The sequence below is a fragment of the Pseudomonas putida group bacterium ESBL64 genome, from assembly GCF_045277175.1.
Lineage (GTDB): Bacteria > Pseudomonadota > Gammaproteobacteria > Pseudomonadales > Pseudomonadaceae > Aquipseudomonas > Aquipseudomonas alloputida.
In genome coordinates this window covers 2,022,270-2,046,744 of the sequence record NZ_CP145799.1, presented here as the reverse complement: position 1 = coordinate 2,046,744, position 24,475 = coordinate 2,022,270, and the positions used below count along the sequence as shown (strand labels likewise).

22 protein-coding genes are annotated in these 24,475 nt (G+C 64.3%); 16 read left to right on the top strand and 6 right to left on the bottom strand.

What is annotated here, in order from left to right; translation table 11 throughout:
• The first annotated feature begins 9 nt into the window (after positions 1-9).
• A complete protein-coding gene (locus V6093_RS09455; RefSeq protein ID WP_108078072.1) occupies positions 10-735 on the top strand; it encodes a dienelactone hydrolase family protein in 726 nt (241 codons plus the stop codon).
• A 140-nt stretch (positions 736-875) separates the two neighbouring features.
• On the opposite strand, the gene V6093_RS09450 is transcribed toward V6093_RS09455, so the two are convergent.
• The gene (locus tag V6093_RS09450; RefSeq protein ID WP_003251514.1) at positions 876-1,739 is read right to left on the bottom strand and encodes a pirin family protein; all 864 of its coding nucleotides are present in this window, start codon (positions 1,737-1,739) and stop codon (positions 876-878) included.
• Positions 1,740-1,856: 117 nt separating this feature from the next.
• Between V6093_RS09450 and V6093_RS09445 the strand changes: the two genes are divergently transcribed.
• Positions 1,857-2,864, top strand: a complete 1,008-nt coding sequence (locus tag V6093_RS09445; RefSeq protein ID WP_406669778.1) for an amidohydrolase family protein — start codon at positions 1,857-1,859, stop codon at positions 2,862-2,864.
• Positions 2,865-3,021: 157 nt separating this feature from the next.
• Here V6093_RS09445 and fabB read toward each other — a convergent pair whose 3' ends face one another.
• The 5 genes from fabB to V6093_RS09420 form a co-directional block, all read right to left on the bottom strand.
• Positions 3,022-4,242: a beta-ketoacyl-ACP synthase I gene (gene fabB, locus V6093_RS09440; protein ID WP_003251511.1), complete on the bottom strand. Its 1,221-nt coding sequence runs from the start codon at positions 4,240-4,242 to the stop codon at positions 3,022-3,024.
• Positions 4,243-4,253: 11 nt separating this feature from the next.
• On the bottom strand, positions 4,254-4,769 hold the full coding sequence (fabA, locus tag V6093_RS09435) for a 3-hydroxyacyl-[acyl-carrier-protein] dehydratase FabA (RefSeq protein WP_003251509.1): 516 nt from the start codon (positions 4,767-4,769) through the stop codon (positions 4,254-4,256).
• Between the two features lie 207 nt (positions 4,770-4,976).
• Positions 4,977-6,908 carry an ATP-binding protein gene (locus V6093_RS09430; RefSeq protein WP_004576958.1) on the bottom strand — a complete coding sequence of 644 codons (1,932 nt, stop codon included), beginning with the start codon at positions 6,906-6,908 and terminating at the stop codon, positions 4,977-4,979.
• On the bottom strand, positions 6,905-7,795 hold the full coding sequence (locus V6093_RS09425) for an ABC transporter substrate-binding protein (RefSeq protein ID WP_014860316.1): 891 nt from the start codon (positions 7,793-7,795) through the stop codon (positions 6,905-6,907). Before V6093_RS09425 ends, V6093_RS09430 begins: the two co-directional genes overlap by 4 nt.
• Positions 7,795-9,909 (bottom strand): TonB-dependent siderophore receptor, encoded by a 2,115-nt coding sequence (locus V6093_RS09420; RefSeq protein WP_047603456.1) that lies wholly within the window; start codon positions 9,907-9,909, stop codon positions 7,795-7,797. The genes V6093_RS09425 and V6093_RS09420 overlap by 1 nt, the downstream gene beginning before the upstream one ends.
• A gap of 275 nt (positions 9,910-10,184) precedes the next feature.
• Between V6093_RS09420 and V6093_RS09415 the strand changes: the two genes are divergently transcribed.
• The 14 genes from V6093_RS09415 (at position 10,185) to V6093_RS09350 (ending at position 24,444) form a co-directional block, all read left to right on the top strand.
• Positions 10,185-11,210 carry an NAD(P)H-dependent glycerol-3-phosphate dehydrogenase gene (locus tag V6093_RS09415; RefSeq protein ID WP_010954935.1) on the top strand — a complete coding sequence of 342 codons (1,026 nt, stop codon included), beginning with the start codon at positions 10,185-10,187 and terminating at the stop codon, positions 11,208-11,210.
• Between the two features lie 36 nt (positions 11,211-11,246).
• On the top strand, positions 11,247-11,594 hold the full coding sequence (locus V6093_RS09410) for a DUF4389 domain-containing protein (RefSeq protein ID WP_003251499.1): 348 nt from the start codon (positions 11,247-11,249) through the stop codon (positions 11,592-11,594).
• Entirely contained in the window at positions 11,591-12,049 is a 459-nt protein-coding gene (gene sixA, locus V6093_RS09405; protein ID WP_012051746.1) for a phosphohistidine phosphatase SixA, read from the top strand. Before V6093_RS09410 ends, sixA begins: the two co-directional genes overlap by 4 nt.
• 162 nt (positions 12,050-12,211) lie before the next feature.
• Entirely contained in the window at positions 12,212-12,586 is a 375-nt protein-coding gene (locus V6093_RS09400; RefSeq protein WP_144000579.1) for a hypothetical protein, read from the top strand.
• Positions 12,587-12,678: 92 nt separating this feature from the next.
• On the top strand, positions 12,679-13,467 hold the full coding sequence (locus V6093_RS09395) for an alpha/beta fold hydrolase (protein WP_406669777.1): 789 nt from the start codon (positions 12,679-12,681) through the stop codon (positions 13,465-13,467).
• Positions 13,464-14,318 (top strand): alpha/beta hydrolase, encoded by an 855-nt coding sequence (locus V6093_RS09390; RefSeq protein WP_003251491.1) that lies wholly within the window; start codon positions 13,464-13,466, stop codon positions 14,316-14,318. The genes V6093_RS09395 and V6093_RS09390 overlap by 4 nt, the downstream gene beginning before the upstream one ends.
• 109 nt (positions 14,319-14,427) lie before the next feature.
• Entirely contained in the window at positions 14,428-15,222 is a 795-nt protein-coding gene (locus V6093_RS09385) for a DUF4892 domain-containing protein (protein ID WP_003251489.1), read from the top strand.
• A gap of 12 nt (positions 15,223-15,234) precedes the next feature.
• Positions 15,235-16,284, top strand: coding sequence for an AI-2E family transporter (locus tag V6093_RS09380; protein WP_003251487.1), 1,050 nt, complete (start codon positions 15,235-15,237; stop codon positions 16,282-16,284).
• A gap of 238 nt (positions 16,285-16,522) precedes the next feature.
• Positions 16,523-16,612: a K(+)-transporting ATPase subunit F gene (kdpF, locus tag V6093_RS09375; RefSeq protein ID WP_003251485.1), complete on the top strand. Its 90-nt coding sequence runs from the start codon at positions 16,523-16,525 to the stop codon at positions 16,610-16,612.
• Positions 16,613-16,621: 9 nt separating this feature from the next.
• The gene (gene kdpA / locus V6093_RS09370; protein ID WP_047603451.1) at positions 16,622-18,316 is read left to right on the top strand and encodes a potassium-transporting ATPase subunit KdpA; all 1,695 of its coding nucleotides are present in this window, start codon (positions 16,622-16,624) and stop codon (positions 18,314-18,316) included.
• Positions 18,317-18,325: 9 nt separating this feature from the next.
• Positions 18,326-20,380, top strand: coding sequence for a potassium-transporting ATPase subunit KdpB (gene kdpB, locus V6093_RS09365; protein WP_144000331.1), 2,055 nt, complete (start codon positions 18,326-18,328; stop codon positions 20,378-20,380).
• 10 nt (positions 20,381-20,390) lie between these two features.
• On the top strand, positions 20,391-20,948 hold the full coding sequence (gene kdpC / locus V6093_RS09360) for a potassium-transporting ATPase subunit KdpC (protein ID WP_019750856.1): 558 nt from the start codon (positions 20,391-20,393) through the stop codon (positions 20,946-20,948).
• A gap of 149 nt (positions 20,949-21,097) precedes the next feature.
• Positions 21,098-23,752: a sensor histidine kinase KdpD gene (locus V6093_RS09355; protein ID WP_121783127.1), complete on the top strand. Its 2,655-nt coding sequence runs from the start codon at positions 21,098-21,100 to the stop codon at positions 23,750-23,752.
• Positions 23,749-24,444, top strand: a complete 696-nt coding sequence (locus V6093_RS09350) for a response regulator (RefSeq protein WP_003251475.1) — start codon at positions 23,749-23,751, stop codon at positions 24,442-24,444. Before V6093_RS09355 ends, V6093_RS09350 begins: the two co-directional genes overlap by 4 nt.
• The last annotated feature ends 31 nt before the right edge of the window (positions 24,445-24,475 follow it).

The window sequence follows — 24,475 nt, the reverse complement described above, 5'->3', positions numbered from 1 at the left end:
GAGTGCTAGATGAGCAAAGTTATCGTCGAATCGCTGGTTTATCACCTGTCTGGCAAGGCCTTCGAAAGCCGTTTGGTCTATGAGCCGGGTGCGCTGGGCCGCCCAGGGCTGGTGATGGCGCCGAACTGGATGGGCATTGGTGAAGGTGCCGAGCGCATTGCCAAGGAAGTGGCCGAGAAGGGCTATGTGGTGCTGATCGCCGACCTGTACGGGCAATCGGTGCGCCCGTCCAATGCCGATGAGGCAGGCGTGGCGATGATGCCGCTGAAGAATGACCGTGACGAACTGCGCAAGCGCATGCAGGAAGCCCTGGCGCAATTGCTGGGGCAGTCGAAGGCGCTGCTGGAGCCTGGCAAGGTGGCCACCTTCGGCTTCTGCTTCGGTGGCTGCTGTGCGTTGGAACTGGCCCGTAGCGGCGCCGACCTGCGTGCGGCCGTGTCGTTCCACGGCACCCTGGACACGCCGGACCCTGAAGATGCCAAGCACATCAAGGGCTCGGTGCTGGTGTTGCACGGTGCCTCTGACCCATTGGTGCCTAAGGAGCAGTTGCCGGCATTCGAGGACGAGATGAACGCGGCCAAGGTGGACTGGCAGTTGCTCAGTTATGGCGGCGCGGTGCACTCGTTTACCGACCCGAATGCCAATGTGCCGGGCAAGATGCAGTATAACCGGCGCACTTCCGAGCGAGCGTTTCGTTCGATGCATAATCTGCTGAGTGAAGTATTCCAGCGTTGAGATTGCAGGGGGCTGCTTTGCAGCCCTTCGCGGGTAAACCCGCGCCTACACGACGGCCTGCGCCCAATCACCGACCTGTGTCCACCCCCGATCAGGTGTAGGAGCGGGTTTACCCGCGAAGGGCCGCAAAGCGGCCCCGATCACCGAGGCAACTCGATCCTCGAATGTTCCCCCGGCACCTCCGGCCAATCCCCCGCAGCCCACCTGGCCCGGGCCCGCTCGATCAGCTCCGGGTCGCTGGCGACGAAGTTCCAGTTCATCCGACGCGGCCCATCCAGCGGTGCGCCGCCAATCAGTACCAGTTGGCATTCACCCTCGGCATACAATGTCACCTCTTCGCCCTGCGGCAACACCACCAGGGTGCACGGCTCCACGTCTTCATCGTTCATCATCAACTCACCATCGAGCACGTACAGCGCCCGCTGCACATGCTCGGTCGGTACCAGCAAGGTGGTCGCCGGTTGCATCCGGACATGCGCATAAAGGGTAGGGGACAGCACCGGCACCGGTGACGCCAGGCAGAACCCGCTGCCCGCAATCATGCAGATACGTACACCCAGGCTGTCACTGACGGGCAGGCTCTCGGCTGGGTGATGGCTGTAACTTGCCGGGCCTTGCTCAAACGCACGTGGCGACGCCAGCCATACCTGCAGCCCATGCAGGCGCGAACCATGGGCCAGGGCATCTTCCGGGGTGCGCTCGACATGGGCGACGCCGCTGCCCGCAGTCATCCAGCTGACATCACCAGGCAGCACCCGCTGCGCCGAGCCGAGGCTGTCCTTGTGCAGGATTGCGCCTTCGAACAGGTAGGTCAGGGTGGACAGGCCGATATGCGGGTGCTGGCGGATGTCCATGCCATGCCCCGGGGCATAGTCTGTTTCGAGCATGTGGTCGAAGAACACGAACGGGCCGACGCTGCGGCACTGGGCTGATGGCAGCGGGCGCAGGATCGGCTGGCCCTCTACCGTCTCGGCTCGGGGGTGGATGACCAGTGGGCTGCTCATGGGGAAGGCTCCAGGCACGGTGGAAGTGCCTCAAGCATAGCGGTTTGCCCACCGTGGCTGAACCGTCTTGGCGGCCGCCTGGTCTACTGGGTTCGTACTTGCATGAGGAAGATGACCATGACCGCCAGAGCGCTGGCTTGTGTGCTGTTGTTCGGCTGGCTGTGCCAGGCGGCCCAGGCGCGCGAGTACCGCTACAGTGATGCCCACTTGCACTACGTGGACTTCTTCCAGGAAAGTGAAGGCATGCCGGCGCTGATCAAGGCCATGGATGCCGCAGGGGTTGAGCAGTCGATGATTTCAGGCATACCCGTGGCCAAGAAATGGCACGAAGACGAGCCCAAGCGCCCGCGCTACTACGCCGGTGATGACGCCGACGCCTATTGGTACAGCGCCACCGACACATACGTGGCGGCGGCGCTGCAGCAATTGCCAAGTCAGCAGCGCAAGCGGTTCCACCCGTTCCTCAGTGGTTTCAACCCGGTGGACAAGAATGCTGTCAGCCATATCGAGCGCATGCTCGATATGTACCCGGGGCTGTGGCAGGGCATCGGCGAGGTGTTCACCCGACATGATGACCTGACCGCGCTGACCAGTGGCGACACGCCACGTGCCAATAATGAAGCCATGACGCGTATCTACCACCTGGCGGCCGAGCGCGACCTGCCCGTGCTGCTGCATTCCAACATCACCTCCAAGCGCGAGCGCAACCCGCTGTACCTGGCGGAGATCGAAGAGCCGCTGCGCAATCACCCGCATACGCGATTCATCTGGGCGCATGCGGGCAGCAGCATGGAGATACACCGCCACCAGACGCAGATGGACTTTCTACTGCCGGTGCTGACGCGATTGCTGGAGGACTACCCAAACCTGTATGTCGATTTGTCGTGGAGTGTGCTGCAGCCGTATTTACTGGATGAGCAGGGCGCGCCGCGCAAGGAATGGCTGGCGCTGGTCGAGAAGTACCCGGAGCGGTTCATGCTGGGGTCGGATGTGGTGGGGCGGTTTGGCAGCCTGGGGGAACAGATGCACGGGTTCAAGCCGTTTCTGGATGCCTTGCCGGAGGCGGTGGCGCACAAGGTGGCCCGGGAGAATTTTCTGGCGGTGTTGCCCAAGGTACAGCAGTGACCTGTGCGGGCCTCTTCGCGGGTAAACCCGCTCCTACAGGGTGGGCACAGCGCTGAAGGCTTGTGTGGTGGGTTTACCCGCGAAGAGGCCAGCACAGGCAACACAAACAAAAACGCCCCGAACCAGTCGGGGCGTTTTCATTGACAGCAGCAGCGTCTTACTTGCCTTCCCAGCGCTTGAGCACCAGGGTGGCGTTGGTGCCGCCGAAGCCGAAGCTGTTGCTCATGACCGTGTCGATCTTGGCGTTTTCTTCGGTTTTACGCAGGATTGGCAAGTCGGCGACTTCCGGATCCAGCTCGTCGATGTTGGCAGAGCCGGCGATGAAGTTGTTTTCCATCATCAGCAGGCAGTAGATCGCCTCGTGCACGCCGGCAGCGCCCAGCGAGTGACCCGACAGGCTCTTGGTAGAGCTGATCTTCGGAGCCTTGTCGCCGAACACGGCCCGCACGCCCTTGATCTCGGCCACGTCACCGACCGGGGTCGAGGTACCGTGGGTGTTCAGGTAGTCGATCGGGGTGTCGACAGTGGACAGCGCCTGCTGCATGCAGCGGATGGCGCCTTCGCCGCTCGGTGCAACCATGTCGTAGCCGTCGGAAGTCGCACCGTAGCCAACGATTTCGGCGTAGATCTTGGCGCCGCGGGCCAGGGCGTGTTCCAGTTCCTCGACCACGACCATGCCGCCACCGCCAGCGATGACGAAACCATCACGGTCAGCGTCGTAGGCGCGCGAGGCCAGTTCCGGGGTTTCGTTGCGCTTGGTCGACAGGGCGCCCATGGCATCGAACAGGAACGACTGGCTCCAGTGCTCTTCTTCACCACCACCGGCGAAGACGATGTCCTGCTTGCCCCACTGGATCTGCTCCAGTGCGGTACCGATGCAGTGAGCCGAGGTGGCGCAGGCCGACGAGATCGAGTAGTTGATGCCCTTGATCTTGAACGGGGTGGCCAGGCATGCCGACACGGTGCTGCCCATGGTGCGGGTAACGCGGTATGGGCCGACGCGCTTGACGCCTTTCTCACGCAGGGTGTCCAGCGCTTCCATCTGGTTCAGGGTCGAGGCACCGCCGGAACCCGCCACCAGGCCGGTACGCGGGTTGGAAACCTGCTCTTCGGTCAGGCCGGCGTCCTTGATCGCGTCCTGCATGGCCAGGTAGGCGTAGGCAGCCGCATGGCCGACGAAGCGGTAAACCTTGCGGTCGATCAGTTCTTCGAGGTTGAGGTCGATGGACCCGGAAACCTGGCTACGCAGCCCCATTTCCTTGTATTCCGGGTTGAAACGGATACCCGGACGGCTGTTGCGCAGGTTTTCGGTGACGGTAGCTTTGTCATTGCCCAGGCACGATACGATGCCCAGACCAGTGATAACGACGCGGCGCATGCGAATAACCCTTAGAAATTGTCAGTGGAGGTGAACACGCCGACCCGCAGGCCTTCGGCAGTGTAGATCTCGCGGCCGTCGACGCTGACCGAGCCATCGGCGATGGCCATGTTCAGCTTGCCCTTCAGGACGCGCTTGATGTGAATGTTGTACGTGACTTTCTTGGCTTCAGGCAGTACCTGGCCAAAGAATTTCACCTCGCCCGAACCCAGGGCGCGGCCACGGCCTGGCAGGCCCTGCCAGCCGAGGAAGAAGCCAACCAGCTGCCACATGGCGTCGAGGCCCAGGCAGCCCGGCATGACCGGATCGCCTTCGAAATGGCAGGCGAAGAACCACAGGTCCGGGTTGATATCCAGCTCGGCGACCAACTCACCTTTGCCGTACTTGCCGCCTTCTTCGCTGATATGGGTGATGCGATCGACCATCAGCATGTTCGGCGCGGGCAGTTGCGCATTACCTGGGCCGAACAGCTCACCGCGACTGCAGCGCAGCAGGTCTTCCCGAGTAAAGGCGTGTTGTTTGGTCATGCGAGCTCCTCAATAACCCCCTGCGGCAGGGGATGAATCTTCCCGGCCGGCCCGAAAACCAAGCGCTTCGAGACGGCAGCCTACAGGTAGACTATTGCGTTGTGGTGAAAGTCACAGCGCACCTGGTGAAAGAAGTACAGGTGTGCACTGAAACGTCTATTTTCAGGTCCGATGAAGGTCCTGTCCAGTGTTTAAGACTGCCGCACTTTAGCATTTATCGCCAGTCGCGGTTGTCTGACCGGGTAACCAGCGCTGCAGCACCTGCTGCAATTCGGTACGGCGCAAGGGTTTGCTCAGGTAATCATCCATACCGGCGGCCATGCAACGTTCGCGGTCGCCCTGCAACGCGTTGGCGGTCAGGGCGATGATCGGTAGCCCAGCGCCGTTGGGCAACTGGCGGATGCGTCGGGTGGCTTCATAGCCGTCCAGGTGCGGCAGGCGGCAATCCATCAGCACGGCAGCAAAGCGCTGCTGGCCGACCCGCTCGACGGCTTCAAGGCCATCTTCTGCCGTGCATACTGCCAGCCCCAGGCTGCGCAGCATGGCTTCCACGACACTGCGGTTGACCGGATTGTCCTCCACCAGCAGTACCTGATCATTGTCCGGCACCGTCGTTCGTGCAGCCGTTGGCGGCGTCAGCGGGATGGGGGCAGGGGTGGCGAGTGCCAGCGGCATCTCCAGGGTAAAGGTCGAACCCAGGCCCTCACGGCTTTCACCGCGTAGCTTGCCGCCCATGCGCTCGGCCAAGGTACGAGCGATCGACAGCCCCAGCCCGGTACCGCCATAACGACGGGAAATCGAGCTGTCGGCCTGCTGGAAGGCGACGAACATCATTTCCAGGCGGTCGCTGTCGATGCCGATGCCGGTGTCGCGCACGCTGCAGGTCAGCCAGATCAGCTGCCGGTCGAGCACCTGCCAGCGTGCGTCGACTTGCACCTGGCCACGTTCGGTGAACTTCAGGGCGTTGCCCACCAGGTTCAGCAGGATCTGGCGGATGCGCGTGGGGTCGCCGTTCACCTGCAGCTGCTCGATGCCGGCCGGCAGTTGCAGGTGCAGGCCCAGGCCGCGTTGCTGGGCGCTGTGCTGGAACGACTGGACACTGCTGGTGATCAGCTCGCCCAGGTTGAAGTCGATGTGCTCCAACTGCAGCGCGGCGCGTTCGATGCGCGAAAAATCGAGGATGTCGTTGATGACCTTCAGCAAGTGCCCGGTGGACTCGCTGGCCACTGCCGTGTAATCGGCCTGTTCATTGCTCAGCGGCGTGGTTTCCAGCAGTTGCAGCATGCCCAGCACGCCATTCATCGGGGTGCGCAACTCATGGCTCATCATCGCCAGGAAATCCGATTTGGCGCGGTTGGCCTGTTCGGCCTCCTCGCGGGCCTGTATCAGTTCGGCAATGGCCTGCTTCTGTTCGGCACTGGCCTGTTCCAGGGCGCTGGCCAGGTTGTTGATGTGGCGGGCCAAGTGGCCCAGCTCGCTGTCGTCGACGACCGGCAAGGGGGTGTTGTACTTGCCTTGCTGAATCGCCTTGACCGCATGGCCCATGTCGCTGATCGGCTTGGCCAGGCTCAGGGCCAGGCGGCGTGCCAGCAAGAAGGTGAACAGCAGGGCGAACAACGCCAGGATCCCGGCCTTGATCACGATTTCCTGCTGGCGCTGACTGAAGGCGTCATCGGACATGCCGACGATCACGCGGCCCAGGTAGTCGTCACCGATGGCCGGGGTGGTGGCTTTGCCCTGTTGCAGGAAGTCGTTGTCCAGGCGGATTTGCTGCAGGCGAATGGGCGCCTGGAACACTTCGACCCGTTGCGCGCGGTTGGCACTTTCGTCGGACTGCTCGACGTACACCAGGATGTGGTTGCGGCTGTCCTGCACTTCCAGAAAGCGTACGTGCGGGATGCTGAGGGTGGCACGCATCAGCCCTTCAAGCACTTCGTTGTTGCCCGATATCACCCCATACTCCGACGCCGGTGCCAACTGGTTGGCGATCAGTTGCCCGGTGTGGTTGAGTTCCTGGCGCAGGTCCTGGATGCGTACGAAGGTGAAGAAACTGATCAGGAGCAAGGTCAGTAGCAGGGCGGGGCCGAGACTGATGATCTGCGTGCGGGTATGAATGTCCCAGCTCAAGCGTTTGCTCATGGGGTGGGTTCTCCCTCGGCCAGGGCCTTGACGGCGGCGTTCTGATCGATCGGTTCAAGACCCAGGGCCCGGGCCACCTGCTGGTTGCCACTGACCCCGTAGCGCACTGGGTACAGGCTGCGCGGCCAGCGTGTCGGCGGCTGGTCGAGCAACTGGTCGAGCACCCACAGCCAGTCGTCCTGGTCGCTGTAGGTACTGGCCAGGGCGCCGGCGCGAACGAAGCCGGCGTTCGGGCCGATCAGTGCCATCTGCCGGCCATAACTGCTCAACAGCAGGTTCTTTGCGGTCTTGGAGTTGTACAAGTCAGGGTCGTCCAGGCCCAGTAGCACATCGCTGTTGCCCAGCAGGTGCTGCAGCGGCCGGTTGTCACGCGGGTCGGACCAGTCCTGGGCCACGATCTCCAGGCCTAGCGGCCGTGCAGCATGGCGCAGTTCGTCCAGCAGAAAGCTGCTGTGCTCGCCGTACAGCACGCCAACGCGCCTGGCCTGCGGCAACAAGTAGCGTGCCAGGCGCAGTTGCCGTCCCAACGGTGCGTCGCTCCACAACAGTGTGAGGAACGCGGGGCGCGACTTTCCCAGGCGCTGTTCAGCCTGTACCCGGCTGACCCGCATGACCAGCGCCGGCGGGCCGGCGGTTTCGCCCAGGCGCCATTCCAGTGCTGCGTTGTCGAGCAGGATCAGGCGTTGGTCGGCTTTGAGCTTGCCCGGGCGCGGCAGTTCGGTGGTGGTGCGAAACTGCACATGATCGTGTGGCCGGCGGCTTTCCAGTGCGGCGATGAAGCTGCGTACACCGGGCTGGTCCTCAGCCCCAACCAGCAGGACTTCGCTGGCGGACAAAGGCCCCAACGGCCACAGGCAGAGCAGCAACAGGCGCAGCAGCAGGGCCATCAGAACTCCAGCTCCGCGCTCACGCTCAGGCGGTGACGGCTGTCGTAGCGGTTCTGCAGGGCCGAGGTCGGTTCATCGTCCAGGCGCTGCTGCCACAGCGCCGCCAGCTCCAGGTTGCTGCCATACACCCGAAAACGCTTGGCCAGGCGCAGGTCCAGACGCTCGTAGCGGTACTGGTTGAGGGCATCGTCACCGTAATAGAACAGCGCGCTCGACCAGCCGGCACCCCATTCGCGCATCCACCCGGCCGAGCCGCTGTTGCGGGCGCTAAGGCGACGGTCGTCGGGGTTACTGGCCCAGGCATCGACGTAAGCATAGGTCAGGCGCAGGCGGTCGCGCAGGGTGGGGCGCCAGTCCATTTGCGCCTCGCTGCCGCTGAAACGGGCCTTGTTGGCGTTGCTGGCGATGTACTGGTTGTTCCTCAGCGGCTCGCTGATCATGCCGGTGATCTCGTCGTAGAACAGCTTCACATCCAGGCTCAGGTCGATGTCGCTGAAGTAGCCGTTGTAGCCCAGCTCGCGCGAGCGCATGCGCTCCTGTTCAAGGTCGCCAGGGCCGCGGGTCTTGACGAAGTACTCACCGTTTTGCAGGCCGAATGAATTGGGGGTGAGGTTCTTGACCGTGTAACTCCAGTTGACGTTGTTCTCGAACATGTCGGGCGAGCGCACCGCTTCGGAGTACACCGCACGCAGACCGTGGCGTGGGGTGATCAGGTAGTTGACCGCGACGCGCGGGGTCAGCGAACTGCCTGACAGGCGCGAGTCTTCGAACATGGCGCCACCCTGCAATATCCAGTGCTCGTCGGCCCGCCATTCCAACTGGCCGAACAGGCGCCAGGTCTGGTCGTCGATGCTGCCGTTGAAGTAGGTCTGCGAGTCGGCGCGATCATAGCGGTAGTTCATGCCACTGAGCAGACGCAGGCTATCGGTCAGGCTCAGGGTGTCCTGGATTTCCAGGTCATAGCGGGTTTCACGGGTGCTCTGATCGACATCGCCGCAGACCTGCTCCCTTCCACCCTCTTTCCATTGCTGCTGCACTTTCTGCAGAAGGCCTTTCAGGGCAGGGTCGTCAGTGGAAAGGGGGGCGCCCGTTGCAATGCCGCGCGCCACTTTTTCGGCAAAGTCGGGGTTCATCTGCCAGAGCTGGGTCAGTTCGGGGCTGAACGACTGCAAGGCATCACAGGCGCGCCACACTTGCTGGCGATCAAAATGCTGGGCTGAGCCCTGGATATAAAGGCTGTGTTCAGCGCTGAAGTCTTTGGTCCAGCGCAACGAGCCCGCATAGTCCTTGGCGTTGACGTCGGCATTGTTCCCGGACTCGTACTGCTGGAACACCGGCTGGTAGGTGTAGGGCCGCTGATTGCTGCCTTCCTTGGCCGCCAGTTGCCACTCCAGGGTCTGGTCGACCGCCAGGTTGTGGTTGGCGCTGAGGTTGAAGCGGGTCAGGCGGCGGCTGTCGCGGTAGTCCTGGCCGAACTGGTTCTCATCGAAGCCGTCGTCCTGTTGGCCCGACAGCGACAGGCGCATGTCGCCACCGTCCCAACCGAAGCCGTGGCTGGCATAGAAGTCGTTGATGCCGTCCTGGCCGCGCGTCACTTTCAGCCGTGTACCATGGCTGTCGGCGGGGTTGCGGGTGAGGATGTTGACCACTGCCATCAGCGCGTTGGCGCCATAGCTGACGGTGTTCGGGCCGCGGAACACCTCGATGCGCTCGATGTCCTCCATGGCCACGGGGATGTCGCTCCAGTCCACCGTGGCCAGGCCTGCGCGGTACACCGAACGGCCATCGATCAGTACCTGCATGCGCCGTGCGTCGTTGACGTTGCTGCCGTGGTAGTTGACCGTGGGTTGATTGCCGGCACCGTAGCCGATCATCATGCCCGGTACCAGGCGCAGCAGTTCGGGGATGTCACGGGCACCGCTGGCGCGAATCAGTTCGCTGTCGAGTACGGTCATGCTGCCCGGGACAGCGGCGGGGGATTGTTTCAGGCGAGTGGCGGTCAGAACCTGTGGCAGGTCGGGGGTGTCGATGAACAGGTCGTCGGCCGCAGCCTGGCCGCCGAGCAGGGCGGTCAATAACAGCAGGCGCGGGTACGGTGGCGTGCCAGGGAACACGGAGCGGCCTTTGTTTCAGGATTGAAACAGGCATGGTAACTGACCTTGGCGTATTTTCCAGTGATCTGCAGCGGTTTTGCAGCGTGCCTGTCTTGACGCTTTCGTGGGGGCGGAAATCGAGCGCCGCCGGCGCGGCGCATCGCGAGCAAGCTCGCGCCTGCATTTGTTGCAACGTGGCCATGACAGTGTCATCTGCGTTGCTAACCTTGGCGCAAGGCAGGCGAGCCGTATAATGGCGGGGTCGCCACTTAACTTTTGGCTTTAATGGATTGGATATGACTGAACAGCAACCTGTTGCGGTTCTGGGCGGCGGTAGCTTCGGCACCGCCGTGGCGAACCTGCTGGCGGAAAACGGTGTGCCGGTGCGCCAATGGATGCGCGACCCGGCGCAGGCCGAGGCCATGCGTGTGAATCGCGAGAATCCGCGCTACCTCAAGGGTATCCGCCTGCACGATGGGGTTGAGCCGGTCAACGACTTGCTGGCCACCCTGCAGGCCAGTGAGCTGATCTTCGTTGCCCTGCCATCGAGTGCCTTGCGCAGCGTGCTGGCACCGCATGCCGAGCTGCTGCGCGGCAAAGGCCTGGTCAGCCTGACCAAGGGCATCGAAGCGCAAAGCTTCAAGCTGATGAGCCAGATCCTCGAAGAAATCGCCCCCGAGGCGCGCATCGGCGTTTTGTCAGGGCCCAACCTGGCGCGCGAAATCGCCGAACATGCACTGACTGCCACAGTGGTGGCCAGTGAGCACGAAGACCTGTGCCAGCAGGTACAGGCCGTGCTGCACGGGCGCACCTTCCGCGTCTACGCCAGTGCCGACCGTTTCGGCGTCGAACTGGGCGGTGCACTGAAGAACGTCTACGCGATCATCGCCGGCATGGCTGTGGCCTTGGGGATGGGCGAGAACACCAAGAGCATGCTGATTACCCGGGCCTTGGCCGAGATGACCCGTTTCGCCGTCAGCCAGGGCGCCAACCCCATGACGTTCCTCGGCCTGGCCGGTGTCGGTGACCTGATCGTCACCTGCTCCTCGCCCAAGAGCCGCAACTATCAGGTTGGCTACGCACTGGGGCAGGGCCAAAGCCTGGAAGAGGCAGTCAACCGCCTGGGCGAAGTGGCCGAGGGGGTCAACACGCTCAAGGTGCTCAAGACCAAGGCCCAGCAAGTGCAGGTGTACATGCCGCTGGTGGCCGGCCTGCATGCCATCCTGTTCGAAGGCCGCACGCTGAACCAGGTGATCGAGCACCTGATGCGCGCCGAGCCCAAGACCGATGTCGATTTCATTTCCATCAGCGGTTTCAACTGAGCCCTTGGCGGCTCTGACACGAGCAAGGAGCAACACATGAACGATACGCCCGAACGCGCCCAGCGCGAGTCGATCATCCTGCGGGTGCTGTGGATGCTGGTGTTCCTGGTGGTCTGGCAACTGGCCGAGTTGCTGTTGGGTGGCCTGGTGCTGGTACAGCTGATCTACCGACTGGTGTATGGCGCGCCCAGCGCCAGCCTGATGAACTTCGGCGACAGCCTGAGCCAGTACCTGGCACAGATTGGTCGCTTCGGCAGTTTCCACAGCGACCAGAAGCCATGGCCGTTCGCAGACTGGCCGGCCCCGCGTGCGCCGGAAGGTGAAGCCGCGCACGCTGTGGCACCGGCCGCGCATCCGGTGCGTGACGAGGAACCCAAGCTGTGAAGCTGTGGGTGCTGCGCCACGGTGAAGCTGAGCCGCGGGCCAAGACAGATGCCGAGCGCCGGTTGACGGCCCATGGTCGCGAGCAGGTGCTGCACAGTGCGGCTTACCTGATCGGGCAGCCATTGCAGGCGATTGTCGCCAGCCCTTACGTACGCGCCCAGCAGACCGCCGCACTGGTGCATGACACCCTGGGTTTCGCCGAACCGGTGCGCACCGTGCCCTGGCTGACGCCCGAGGGTGATGTACAGCAGGTCATCGGCGAAATCGAGCGCCTGGGGCTTGAGCATGTGCTGCTGGTCAGCCACCAGCCGCTGGTAGGCACCTTGGTCGGTGCACTGGAGCACGGCCACAGGCAACAGCCGGCAGCCATGAGCACTGCCAGCCTGGCAGAACTGGAAGGGGAGTGGCCGCTGGCCGGGTTGATGACGCTTCGGGCCATCCACTCACCCGCGTGAACTTCCCATGGCTTGTGCAGGCCACTGTTTCGCTCGCGTCTGAATGCTGGCATGGGTAAAGAGCGATAAGGCAACTGGCATTTTTGTCAGTTGCCGCACTTCACCACCGCTTGCTAGCGTTGCCACATGGCAAATATCAGGGAACGGCGAATGAGGGGTGAAATGCTGGAGCTGTTGCGCTCCCTGGACCTGCAACCCACCCTGGAACAGGTTGACCAAGGTACTTCGCTGGATTTCGCCCAATACAGCCTGCTGCGTGAATCGGCCGATGCCAAGCTTTACCACCTGATGCGCAAGGTGAACGACAACCCCGGGCTGGACCCTGTTGCGAGGCAACAATGCGAGCAGGACCTGCGGACGCTGCAGGACGCCTGCCTGCGGGTTTCGCACTTGCTGCAAATCAGTTGTCTGGCCCTGCGCCGCCTGCAACTGGACTACCAGGACCAGCGTCTGGCCCGCGAGGCGCTGGAGAGCCAAGTGGCCTACATGCAGGCCTGCCTGCGTCGGTCGCTGAGCAGTTTCGACCGCTCGGCATGACCTGATCCCCCTCGCCGATGACCTTTATGGACATTGCCGAACCGCCCCGCGATGCAGACAATGGGCCATCATTCCGGTCCGGACCAGGCGCCATGTCGCAGCAGATCTTCTTCGCCCCTGCCAACGGTTTCCCATCGGCCACCTACGGCAAGCTGTTTGCAGCGCTGGCGCCGGACTATCAGGTGCAGCACCTGGCCCAGCACGCGCATGACCCGCGCTTTCCCGTGGACGAAAACTGGCAAAGCCTGGTCGATGAATTGTTGCATCACCTGGCGCAGCAGGACCAGCCGGTCTGGGGCGTCGGCCATTCGCTGGGTGGCGTGTTGCACCTGCACGCGGCATTGCGCTGCCCCGAGTACTACCGGGGGCTGGTGATGCTCGACTCTCCGGTGCTCACCCGCGCTGATCAATGGCTGCTGCGTACAGCCAAACGCTTTGGTTTCATCGACCGCATCACACCGGCCGGGCGCACCCTGGGGCGTCGCGAAACGTTCAATGACCGCGACAGCGCCCGGGACTATTTCGCTGGCAAATCACTGTTCCGCCATTTCGATCCCGATTGCCTCGACGCTTATGTAGAACATGGCCTGCAGGTGGTGGAGCAAGGGCTACAGTTGCGCTTCGACCCTGCTACTGAAATCAGCATCTACCGCAGCATCCCGCACACCAGCCCCGCCCCCGCGCGCCAGTTGCAGGTGCCGCTGGCCATGGTGCGCGGCAACCGGAGCAACGTCATTCGTCGCCACCACACCTTGGCCGTGCGCAGTATGCCCAAAGGTGAATACCACAGTGTACCGGGTGGGCACATGTTCCCGCTGGAGCGCCCGGCCGACACTGCCAGCCTGATCAAGGGCCTGTTCGACCGCTGGAGCCAGGCATGAGCGCACACGTTGAGGAAATTCGCCTGAGCCTGGGCCATATCGAACTGGCTGCACACCTGTTCGGCCCCGAAGACGGGCTGCCGGTGATTGCCCTGCATGGCTGGCTGGACAATGCCAACAGCTTTGCCCGCCTGGCACCGCAACTGAAAGGTCTGCGCCTCGTCGCCCTGGACCTGGCTGGCCATGGTTATTCAGAGCACCGCCCGCTCGGCGCCGGGTATGCCCTGGCCGACTATGCCCATGACGTGCTGCGCGTGGCCGAGCAACTGGGTTGGCCGCGTTTCGCCCTGCTGGGGCATTCGCTGGGCGCGATCATTTCGGTGCAACTGGCCGGTGCATTGCCCGATCGGGTCAGTCACCTGGCGCTAATCGACGGCGTGATCCCGCCGACTGGCGCCGAGCAGGACGCAGGTGAGCGCTTAGGGATGGCACTGCAAGCCCAGTTGCGGCTGGATGGCAAGCGCAAGTCGGTGTATGCGACATTGGAAGCAGGGGTGCAAGCCCGGATGAAAGGCATGGTCGCGGTCAGCCGTGAAGCGGCCGAGCTGCTGGCCCAACGTGGCCTGATGCCGGTGCCCGGTGGCTACAGCTGGCGCAGCGACAGCCGGCTGACCCTGCCCTCGCCGGTGCGCCTGAGCGAGGCCCAGGCCATGGCCTATGTGCGGCGGGTGAGTTGCCCGGCGCTGTTGGTGGTGGCCGCCGACGGCATGCTGGCGCGCCACACCGGGTTGCTGGAGCAGCTACCCTTTGAACAGGTGACACTACCCGGCGGCCATCACCTGCACCTGAACGATGCGCAGGGCGCGGCCCTTGTTGCAGACTGTATCAATCGCTTCTTTGGCTTTGCTTGACTTGCACCGGACAAGTGTCGAGGCTTGGCGGGTTGAACAGGGAGACAACCATGCAACTGCCAGACATCCTGGAGCTTCAATTCGGCGCTGAGCGCCGCCTGGTTCGCCAATGAGCGTACCCGTTTCCATTCGCACTGCCTTGGCTGCCTGTCTGGTGCTCGCCACCCCCGTGTCGTGGGCCGGCGTCCTGCCGGTCCCGCAGGACGCCAAGGTGGTCGATCAACGCCCGGCGACGGAACAGGAGCGGGTCTACCCGATGGGCCCGCTACGCAAGATCAGTGGCCGCCTGCGGGTCGATGACAAAGTCGAAAGCCGCGGTCAAGTCAGCTCGGTAACCTACGAATTGCCCGTCGAGCGGACTGCACGCGAGGCCTTCACCAGTGCCCGCGAAGCACTTGTGCGCGACGGTGGCTACCCGTTGTTCTGGTGTCAGGGGCGTGATTGCGGTGAGGCCAGCCTGTGGGCCAATGATGTGTTCGCCAATGCCCGCCTCAACGGAGGCGACGAGCAGCAGGCGTTCATCCTGCTACGCCGCTCGGCAGACGAGGCCGACACCCTGGTCGCGCTGTACAGCGTTACCCGTGGCAACCGCCGTGCCTATCTGCATGTGGAAGAGTTCATCGCAGGCAGCCCGCTGGGCGAGCTGCTGCCAACCGCTGCCACGGTGCTGCGCGAAATGCGTGACACCGGCAAGCTCGACTACCCTGACCTTGCTGCGCCGCAAGACGCCTGGGTAAACCTGCTGGCCCGCAGCCTGAACCTTGACAGCACCTTGCGTGTCAGCCTCAGTGGCGCCCAGGCTGAGGCCTGGCGCGAGGCGCTGGTCAAGGCCGGGGTGCGCAATCGCCGTCTTGAAGTCGGCAGTGCGCCTACAGACGGCCTGCACCTTGAACTGATCCCTTGAACGAGCACCCTCATGGTTAACAATGATCGCCTGCTGGTCCAGATTCTGCTGGTGGCGTTGCTAGGTGCCGGCCTGTGGGTGATGGCACCGTTCATATCGGCATTGTTGTGGGGGGCCATCCTGGCCTTTGCCAGCTGGCCGTTGATGCGCTTCCTTACGCGCCTGCTGGGCGGTCGTGAGACGCTGGCAGCCGGCCTGCTGACCATGGCCTGGATCCTGATCGTGGCACTGCCGCTGGTGTGGCTGGGGTTCAACCTGGCCGATCACATTCGCGACGCTACGGCGTTTGTGCGTGACGTGCAGGTCGACGGCCTGCCCGATGCACCGGCCTGGTTGGGTGGCATTCCATTCGTTGGCGAGCGTCTGGTCAACGGTTGGCAATCGCTGGACCAGCAAGGCGCAGCCTTGCTTACCTCGATCAAGCCTTACTTTGGGCAGGTGGGCAACTGGTTGCTGGCGCGCAGCGCGCAGATCGGCAGCGGCGTGCTGGAACTGACCCTGAGCCTGGTGTTCGTGTTCTTCTTCTACCGCGACGGGCCACGTTTGGCGGCATTCGTGCTGCGCTTGCTGCACCGGCTGGTGGGCGAACGCGCCGAGTATTACCTGGACCTGGTAGCCGCTACCGTGCAGCGGGTGGTCAACGGGGTGATCGGCACGGCGGCCGCGCAGGCCCTGCTGGCGCTGATCGGCTTCCTGATCGCGGGGGTGCCTGGGGCGATCGTGCTGGGGCTGGTGACCTTCATGCTCAGCCTGATCCCCATGGGGCCGCCACTGGCCTGGATCCCGGCCACCGCTTGGCTGGTGTGGAAGGGCGAATACGGCATGGCGGTGTTCCTGGGCGTCTGGGGCACCTTCGTCATCAGCGGCGTGGACAACGTGCTCAAACCCTACCTGATCAGCCGTGGTGGCAACCTGCCGCTGGTGATCGTGCTGCTGGGCGTGTTCGGCGGCTTGCTTGCCTTCGGCTTCATTGGCCTGTTCATCGGGCCGACCTTGCTGGCGGTGGGCTACAGCCTCCTGCTGGACTGGAGCCGTAACGCGGCGCAGCCGCCACAACAGTAAGCCTGCGTCGGCCCTTTTGCGGGCTTGCCCGCTCCCACAGGTACCACACAGGCCGTGAAGGCTGTGCAGTGCCCGTGGGAACGGGCGAGCCCGCGAAGAGGCCGTTACAGGCAAACCACAACGCTGATCTTTACGCATTCTTTATCCCCACCCCCATCCCCCGATCTCGCCCCTTTACGCCCCTCCCTCGGACAATTTCCCCAAAGCGGCCCAAGCCGTAACACGGGGAGAACCACACATGAACATGCTCGACGGGCTGTCACTGCTGCTGGCAGTGGCATTGGCGTTTTATCTGCTGGTGGCGCTGCTGCGCGCCGATCGCAGCTAGGGAGCGGCCATGCACAGTTACGATTTCGCCTTGCTCCTGGCATTCTTTGCCATTGTGCTGCTACCAGCACCCTGGCTCGGGCGGTTCTACTTCAAGGTCATGGAAGGCCAGCGTACCTGGCTGACGCCTGTGCTGGGGCCGGTCGAGCAGGGCTGTTACCGGCTGGCGGGTGTGAACGCCAGCCAGGAGCAGAACTGGCGGCAATACACCCTGGCCCTGCTGGCGTTCAACCTGGTCGGCTTCCTGCTGCTGTTCAGCGTGCTGCTGTTGCAGGGCCACCTGCCACTCAACCCACAGCACCTGCCTGGCCAGGAATGGTCGCTGGCGTTCAACACCGCCGTCAGTTTCGTTACCAACACCAACTGGCAGGCCTACAGCGGTGAGGCGTCGGTCAGCTACCTGAGCCAGATGCTTGGCCTGACCGTGCAGAACTTTGTCAGCCCTGCCACCGGCCTGGCCGTGCTGGTTGCCCTGTGCCGCGGTATCGCCCGGCGCAGCGCGACGACGCTGGGCAACTTCTGGGTCGACATGACCCGTGCCACCCTCTACGGCCTGTTGCCGCTGTGCTTGCTGCTCGCGCTGTTGCTGGTATGGCAGGGCGTACCGCAGACCTTTGCCGACTACGCCCACGCGCTGACCTTGCAAGGTGCCGACCAGACCATTCCGCTGGGGCCGGCCGCCAGCCAGATCGCCATCAAGCAATTGGGTACCAATGGCGGTGGCTTCTTCGGCGTCAACTCGGCGCACCCGTTCGAAAACCCAACGGCCTGGAGCAACCTGTTCGAGGTGGCATCGATCATCCTCATTCCGGTGGCGTTGGTGTTCACCTTCGGTCACTACGTGAAGGACCTGCGTCAGAGCCGCGCCATCCTCGCCTGCATGCTTGCCCTGTTCCTGATCGGCGGTAGCACGGCGCTGTGGTCCGAGCACCAGCCAAACCCGGCCCTGGAAAGCACGCAGGTGCAGCAGACCGCCCCCCTGGAGGGCAAGGAAAGCCGCTTCGGCACCACCGGTTCGGTGCTGTGGACGGTCACCACCACCGCCGCCTCCAACGGTTCGGTCAACGCCATGCACGACAGCCTGAACCCGCTGACCGGTATGGTGGCGATGGTCAACATGATGGTCGGCGAGGTGATATTCGGCGGCGTCGGCGCGGGCCTCTACGGCATGCTGCTGTTCGTCCTTATCGCGGTGTTCCTGGCCGGGCTGATGATTGGCCGTACCCCGGAATACCTGGGCAAGAAGCTGCAGGCCCGTGAAGTGCAGCTTCTGGTGGCAACCCTGCTGGTGATGCCGGTCGGCGTGCTGGTACTTGGCGCCATCGCCGCCAGCCTGCCCGGCCCGGCCGGGGCGGTCACCAACCCGGGGGCGCATGGTTTCAGCCAGTTGCTGTACGCCTATACCTCGGGCTCGGCCAACAACGGCTCGGCCTTTGCCGGGTTTGGCGCCAACACCGTGTACCACAACCTGATGATCGGCCTGGCCATGCTCATCGGCCGCTTCGGCTACATCCTGCCGATACTGGCGTTGGCCGGCAGCCTGGCGGCGAAAAAAAGCGCGCCGCTGGGACAGAACAGCTTCCCGACTCACGGCCCGCTGTTCACCGGCTTGCTGCTGGTGACCATCCTGCTGGTCGGTGGCCTGACCTTCCTGCCGACCCTGGCCCTTGGGCCAATCGCCGAACACCTTAGCCTGGGTTTTTGAGGACCGATCATGAACATGCCCATTCCTGAAGTGAATAGCCGGCACAATGCCAAGGACCAGACCCGCTTCGCCGCGCTGTGGCGCCCGGCGCTGGTGCAGGCGTTCGTCAAGCTCGACCCGCGTCAGCTCAAGCGCTCCCCGGTAATGCTGGTGGTGGCCCTGACCGCGGTGCTGACCACCGTGCTGTGTTTTGCCCCCGGCGGCGGCGTGAGCACCGGCGTTGCGGTGCAGATTGCCCTGTGGCTGTGGTTCACCGTGTTGTTCGCCAACTTCGCCGAGGCGTTGGCCGAGGGCCGTGGCAAGGCCCGCGCCGACAGCCTCAAGGCCGGCAGCCAGGGCCTGACCGCCCAGCGTCGTCTGCGTGATGGCAGCTACGAGACGGTAGCTGCCAGCGCGCTGCGCAAGGACGACGTGGTACGCGTGGTCGCCGGCGAAATGATCCCCGGCGACGGCGAGGTGATTGAAGGCATTGCGGCCGTCAACGAGGCCGCCATTACCGGCGAGTCCGCGCCGGTAATACGCGAATCAGGTGGCGACCGCTCGGCGGTGACCGGCAATACGCGGCTGGTCTCCGACTGGCTGCTTGTCCGCATCACCAGCAACCCGGGCGAGTCGACCCTGGACCGCATGATCGCCCTGGTTGAAGGGGCCAAGCGGCAGAAGACCCCGAACGAAATCGCCCTCGACATCCTGCTGATCGGCCTGACCCTGATTTTCCTGATCGTGGTGGTGACCTTGCAGCCGTTCGCCCACTTCGTGGGTGGCAGCCTGCCGCTGATCTTCCTGGCCGCGCTGCTGGTGACGCTGATCCCGACCACCATCGGCGGCCTGCTGTCGGCCATCGGTATCGCCGGCATGGACAGGCTGGTACGGCTGAATGTCATTGCCCGCTCGGGCCGCGCCGTCGAGGCCGCCGGGGACGTGCATACGCTGATGCTCGACAAGACCGGCACCATCACCTTCGGTAACCGCCGCTGCAGCGCACTGCATGCTGCACCGGGCATTACCGCCAAGGAACTGGGGGAGGGCGCCTTGCTGGCCTCGCTGGCCGACGACACCGCCGAGGGCAAGTCGATTGTCGAATACCTGCGCCAGTTGCACGACTTCGTCGACCCGCCTGCCGGGCAGTTCGAAGCGGTGGCTTTCAGTGCCGAGACACGCCTGTCGGGTATCGACTTCGAGCAGCACCGCTACCGCAAGGGCGCCGTCGATGCGGTGCTGGCCTTCGTCGGTATGCAACGCCTGGAAATGCCGGCGGCGCTGGCCCGTGAAGTCGAACGCATCGCGCAGAGTGGTGGCACCCCGTTGCTGGTGTGCGTCGACAAGCGCTTGCTGGGTGTGATCCACCTCAAGGACGTGGTCAAGCCTGGTATCCGCGAGCGCTTCGCCGAGCTGCGCAAGCTGGGCATTCGCACGGTCATGGTAACCGGCGACAACCCTTTGACTGCGGCTGCCATCGCCGCCGAAGCGGGGGTCGATGACGTGCTGGCCGAGGCCACGCCCGAGAAGAAGCTGGCGCGCATTCGCCAGGAGCAGAATGAAGGCCGCCTGGTTGCCATGTGTGGCGACGGTGCCAACGACGCCCCGGCACTGGCCCAGGCTGACGTAGGCATGGCCATGAACGACGGCACTCAGGCTGCGCGGGAGGCCGCCAACATGGTCGACCTGGACAGCGACCCGACCAAGCTGCTGGACGTAGTCCAGGTCGGCAAGGAGCTGCTGGTCACCCGCGGTGCGTTGACAACGTTCTCCATTGCCAACGACGTGGCCAAATACTTCGCCATCCTGCCGGCGCTGTTCGCTGCCATCTACCCGCAACTGGGTGTGCTCAACCTGATGCAACTGGCCAGCCCGCAGAGCGCCATCCTGTCGGCGATCGTGTTCAACGCGCTGATCATCATCGTGCTGATCCCGCTGGCGCTGCGTGGGGTGCGCGTGCAGGCGGCCAGTGCGGCGCACCTGTTGCGGCGCAACCTGCTGATCTACGGGCTGGGCGGCATTGTGGTGCCGTTTGCCGGGATCAAGCTGATCGACCTGCTGCTCAACGCCCTGAACCTGGTCTGAGGAGGCCGCCATGACTGCTTATCTACGCCCGGCATTGAGCCTGGCTTTGTTGATGACCCTGGTGACGGGCGCCCTGTATCCGCTGGCGGTGACCGGTATTGCCCAAGTCGCTTTCCCGAACCAGGCCAACGGTAGCCTGGTACGTGATGCGCAAGGCCAGGTGCGGGGTTCGGCATTGATCGCCCAGGACTTCCAGGGCGATGGCTGGTTCCACTCGCGGCCCTCGGCAGGTGCCTACGCGACCGTGGCCAGCGGCGCCAGCAACCTGTCGCCGAGCAACCCGGCGCTGGCTGAGCGGGTAAAGGGCGATGCGGCTGCATTGTATCAGGCGCAGCAGGGGCCAGTGCCGCAGGCGCTGCTGACCACCTCGGGCAGCGGCCTGGACCCGCACTTGCCACCGGAGGCGTTGGCCTATCAGATCCCGCGGGTGGCGGCGGCACGGCAGCTGCCGGTCGAGCGCTTGCAAGCCTTGCTGGAACAGGCCACCCTCCACCCATTGATCGGCCCGCCGGTGGTCAACGTGCTGGCGTTGAACCAGGCCTTGGAAAAGCTCGCCATTGTCAGGTAATCGAAGCGCTGGCAGGAAGCCTGTAGGAGCGGGTTCACCCGCGAATGCGGTGGTGGTGCCACTGACGTATTCGCGGGTAAACCCGCTCCTACACGTTAAGGGGGCTTTCCCTGAAGTGGCCGACTGCTGGAAAAAGCAAAGGATGAAACATGAGTGACTCCGCCCGCGCCGATGCGCTGTTGGCCAACCTTCCACGCACCGGCCGGGGCCGGCTGAAGGTGTTCCTCGGCGCTGCCCCCGGCGTCGGCAAGACCTTCGCCATGCTCCAGGCTGCACACGCCCAGCAACGCCAGGGCGTGCAGGTGTTGGCCGGGGTGGTCGAAACCCATGGCCGCGCCGAAACCGAAGCGTTGCTCGGAGGGCTGCATCAGCAGCCCTTGCTGCGCAGCCAGTACCGTGGCGTCACCCTCGAGGAAATGGACCTTGACGGCCTGCTGCGTGCCGCGCCGGCGTTGGCCCTGGTGGACGAACTGGCCCACACGAACGCCCCCGGCAGCCGCCACGCCAAACGCTGGCAGGACGTACAAGAACTCTTGGCCGCGGGCATCGACGTGTACACCACGGTCAACGTCCAGCACCTGGAAAGCCTCAACGACAAGGTCCGTGACATTACCGGCGTGCAAGTGCGCGAGACCCTGCCGGACTGGGTGCTGCAGGAGGCGTTCGAGCTGGTGCTGATCGACCTGCCTCCGCGAGAGCTGCTCGAACGCCTGCGTGAAGGCAAGGTGTACGTGCCCGAGCAGGCTCGGGCGGCCATCGATGCGTATTTTTCGCAAACCAACCTCACCGCCCTGCGCGAGCTGGCCATGCAGACCGCCGCTGCTCAGGTCGATGCCGACCTGGCCCACGGCTATCGTCAGCGCGGCCAGGAGGCGCCGGCCTTGCGCGGCCGGTTGCTGGTGGGCATAGACGGTGACGACCAGGCCGAACGCCTGGTGCGCCATGCCAGCCGCGTGGCCCAGCGCCGCCACCTGCCCTGGAGCCTGGTGCATGTGGACAACGGCCGCCTGCGTGACGAAACCGCACGGCATCGTTTGCAAGCCGCGCAGCAACTGGCCGAGCGACTGGGCGGGGAGGTGGTGCTGCTGCGGGCTGGGGAAGTGGCCCGCACGCTGATCCAGCATGCTGTCGAGCGGCGGGCCAGCCTGGTGCTGGTCGGGCAATCCCGCAACCGCCTGCGTCGGCGTTTGTTCGGCGCGGGTGTGGCGGCGCGGCTGCTGCGCGAAAGCCGTGGCCTGGAAATCAACGTGCTGGACCGCGACGTGCAGCCGCCAGCGCCGCGTTCAGCCGTGCGGCGGGTGTGGGTGTGGCGTCATTACCTGCTGGCGCTGCTGGCCACCGTGATGGCTGCGGGTCTGGCCTGGGCGGTGTCCAGTGTGCTGGCGCTGCCCAATATCTCGCTGGTGTTCCTGGCGGCGGTGTTGCTGGTCGCAGTGCGCAGTAGCCTGGGACCTGCGCTGGCTTGCGCCGCGCTGTCGTTCCTGGCCTATGACTTCCTGTTCATACCGCCCAACTTCTCGTTCACCATCCAGCGCGAAGAAGACGTGCTGACCCTGGTGTTCTTTCTGTTGATGGCTGCGCTCACCGGCAACCTGGCCGCGCGCCAGCGTCGCCAGTTGCAGGCGCTGCGCGAGACCCAGGCGCAGACCAGCCAGTTGCTCGACCTGTCTCGCCGCTTGACGGTAGCCACCGACCGCCAAGCCATATTCAAGGCTGCCGGCCAGCACCTGGACGGCTGGCAGGACACCCAGGTGTGCTTGCTGGAGCGCAACGCCGAAGGCCAGTTGCAAGTGGCCAGCGGGGAAGCCTGCACCTTCAGCGACACCGAACGGGCGGCTGCCGATTGGGCCTGGCAGCACGGGCAGGCCGCCGGCCACGGCAGCGATACCCTGCCTAATGGCCGCTGGTGGTGGTGGCCATTGGCGGTGGACGATCAGCCGCTGGCGCTGCTGGGCGTGCGCCCGCGCAACGGGCAGCCGCTCAGCGACCCACGGCGGCGCCTGCTCACCGCCCTGGGCCAGCCCCTGGCCCAGGCCCTGGCCCGCGCACGCCTGGCCGAACAGCTGGAAGCCGCACGCCTGCACGGCGAAACCGAGCAACTGCGCAGCGCCCTGCTGGCTTCCGTATCCCATGACTTGCGCACGCCGTTGACCGCCATGCGTGGCAGCATCGACAGCCTGCTGGCGTTGGGCGACGCGATCCCGGCCGAAGACCGTCGCGAGCTGCTGGAGGGCACCCGCAACGAGGCCGAACGCCTCGATCGCTACATCCAGAACCTGCTGGACATGACCCGCCTGGGCCATGGCGGCCTCAAGCTGGCCCGCGACTGGGTGGCCCCGGCGGATATCGTCGGCAGTGCGCTTAACCGCCTGCGGGTGGTGCTGGCGCCGCTGCGTGTGCACACGGACGTGCCGGCCGAGCTGCCATTGCTGTTCGTGCATGCGGCGTTGATCGAGCAGGCACTGGTCAACGTGCTGGAAAACGCCGCACGCTTTTCGCCGGTCAATGGTCGGCTTGAGCTGCAGGTGGCCGTGCATGACGACCAGCTGCGCTTGACCGTCAGCGACCAGGGCCCCGGCATTCCCGTAGCCGACCGCGAGAAAATCTTCGACATGTTCTACACCGCCGCCCGTGGCGATCGCGGCGGGCAGGGTACCGGGCTGGGCCTGGCTATCTGCCAGGGCATGATCGGTGCCCATGGCGGGCAGATTCTGGTGGGCGAAGGCATTGATGGCCAAGGCACCAGCATCACTCTATGCTTGCCGCTGCCTCCTCAACCTGAAGCCGAAAGCGAAACCCCATGAGCCACTCCGCCACCCTGTTGGTCATCGACGATGAACCGCAGATCCGCAAGTTCCTGCGTATCAGCCTGGCCTCGCAAGGCTACAAGGTGCTGGAGGCCGCCACCGGTGCCGAAGGGTTGGCCCAGGCGGCACTGGGCAAGCCGGACCTGGTGGTGCTCGACCTGGGGCTGCCGGACATGGACGGCCAGCAGGTACTGCGTGAGTTGCGCGAATGGAGTGCAGTGCCGGTGATGGTGTTGTCGGTGCGTGCCAGTGAAGTGCAGAAGGTCGATGCGCTGGATGGTGGCGCCAATGACTATGTGACCAAGCCGTTTGGTATCCAGGAGTTTCTCGCGCGCGTGCGGGCGTTGCTGCGCCAGGTGCCACAAGCCGGCGGCTCGGAAGTGGCGGCCAGCTTTGGGCCGCTGACGGTGGATTTTGCCTTCCGCCGGGTGACGCTCGACGGCGTGGAGGTGGCATTGACACGCAAGGAGTATGCTTTGCTGGCGCTATTGGCCGGGCACCCCGGGCGGGTGATTACCCAGCAGCAGCTGCTCAAGGATATCTGGGGGCCGACCCATGCGGAGGATACCCACTACCTGCGCATCGTGGTCGGGCATCTGCGACAGAAGCTGGGCGATGACCCCACGGCGCCGCGGTTCATCATTACCGAGGCGGGGGTTGGCTACAGGTTGGTAGCGCCGACAGCATAACCCTCCCAAAGGCGATCGCCTGCAGGGCCTG